This window comes from Olsenella sp. CU969 (genome assembly GCF_905219715.1).
In the GTDB taxonomy this organism is placed as follows: domain Bacteria; phylum Actinomycetota; class Coriobacteriia; order Coriobacteriales; family Atopobiaceae; genus Granulimonas; species Granulimonas faecalis.
This window is the reverse complement of the sequence record NZ_CAJMXC010000146.1, coordinates 1-1,788: the sequence shown is the minus strand read 5'-3', so window position 1 is coordinate 1,788 and position 1,788 is coordinate 1. Positions and strand designations below refer to the sequence as shown.

Sequence of the window (1,788 nt, the reverse complement as noted above, 5' to 3'; positions counted from 1 at the left end):
TCTCTCTCCACTCCCACCCGGCACCCCTGCCCGGCACCTGAACGCGTCTGAGGGCGCCCCCTCCCCCACCTGAACGCGGTCAAGGGCGGATTCTGGCCGCCTGAACACGGATGAGGGCGACTTCCGGGGGTTTCGCCCGCGGAAAGTCGCCCTCAATCGCGTTCAGGTGGAGATGGATGGGTGGGGGCCGGGAAGGACCCGGGGCCTAGCCGTCGCGGCGGCGCGACCGCGCCACGAGCGCGCCCGTGGCGCCCAGGGCGACGGCCGCGAGGCTGCCGAGCACCGGGACCAGGGAGGCCACGTCCCCGGTGACCGGCAGGATGCGCCCCACCGGCACGCGGGAGAGCGGTGTGAGGGCGGGCCTCAGGGTGCCGCTGCCGCCGGAGCCGTCGGCACCGTTGCCGTCAGCGCCGCCGGAGCCGCCCTCGGCGGGGGCCACCGGGTCGGAGGCGCCGTCCGGGTAGGCGGCCGGCGTGGGGTCGAGGACCACGGAGCCGGCGAAGTCCTCCGGCTTGGCGGGGTCGCCGGGCCCGGGAGCGTCGTCGTCACGGCCGAAGATCGTCTCCGTGGGCGCGTCGGACGGCCGCACGAAGGACGCCACGGCGTGGTTGCCGATGTCGCGGCCCTCGGCGTCCTCGGTCACCCGGGCGTCGAACCGCAGCACAACCCGCTCGCCGCCCTTGAGCGAGCCGCCGAACACCGAGATGGCGTGGGTCGCCGGGTCGTACACGGCGTCGGGCACGGCCACCGTCTCCCCGCTGGGGAGCTCCAGGGTCATGGTGCCGGCCACGACCTCCACGCCCACGGGAAGCTCGTCGGAGACCACCACGTCGTACACGCAGGTCTCGGCCGAGCCGCCGTTGGCCACGGTGACGGTGTAGGAGATGAGGTCGCCCACGTGGGCCTTGCCGTCCCCGTGGGGCGTCTTGTTGGCGGACTCCTTGACCACGGTCACCTGGGCCGTGTCGGGGTCGGCGGGGGCCACGGNGCCCACGGTGCCGGGCACCGGGTCGCTCTCGGGGTAGGTGCCGTCAAAGAGCACGTAGCCCAGGGCCAGGGTGCCGGTCAGCCCGCGCGTGTCACCGGCGGCGTCGCGGTGGTAGGAGACGTCCGCCCGGTAGGTCGCGGGCTCGGAGAGGTCCACCTCGGCGTCGGGGGCCACCGCCTCCTCGGAGCCGTCGGCAGCCNCGCGCACGAGCCTCCAGTCGCCCGCGGCGACGCCGGCAGGCAGGGTCAGGCCACGGTCGGCCGCCAGGGCCAGGGCGCGGTCCTTGAGCTCGGAGGCGGTGACGGTACCCTCGGAGACGCGCTCGGAGACCGTCATGGCCGCCGAGAAGGTCCCGGGTGCAGGGCCGTCGCCGGGGCGTTCGTCCTCGGGGGTGCCGTCGTCCCACACCACGTGGTGCAGGACGGCCCTCACCCGGGAGCCGTCCTCGGCCACGTAGGTGGCCGCAAGGTCGCTCCGGCCGGTCTCGACGAGCGAGGTGGCCTCGTCGCCGGTGACGGCGCGGCCGAGGGGTGCCACGGCGTGGGCCGCCGTGAACGCGAGGTCGGTGGGCTCGGCCCCAAGCTCGTAGCCGTCGGCCGCCGCAAAGCCACGCAGGTGCCCGAGCAGCTCGTCGCGGGTGATGGAGGTGACCTCGGCGTCGGCGGCCACGGCGCGCACATGCTCCGTGTACTCCAGCTCGACGTCCGCGGGCTCCTCGTCCTTGCGGTCGTCGAGGGTGGGGTCGGCGGGCGGGTTGTCGTCGCCGAAGGGCCCGGGGGTGTCGTCGGGCGGCGTCACCA

At 75.1% G+C, this 1,788-nt stretch carries 1 protein-coding gene; it reads right to left on the bottom strand.

Going from position 1 to position 1,788, the window contains the following annotated elements; all coding sequences use genetic code 11:
• Positions 1–205: 205 nt before the first annotated feature.
• Positions 206–1,788: isopeptide-forming domain-containing fimbrial protein (locus JX283_RS08260; protein ID WP_204830147.1), on the bottom strand; the 1,583-nt coding region annotated here is incomplete at its 5' end.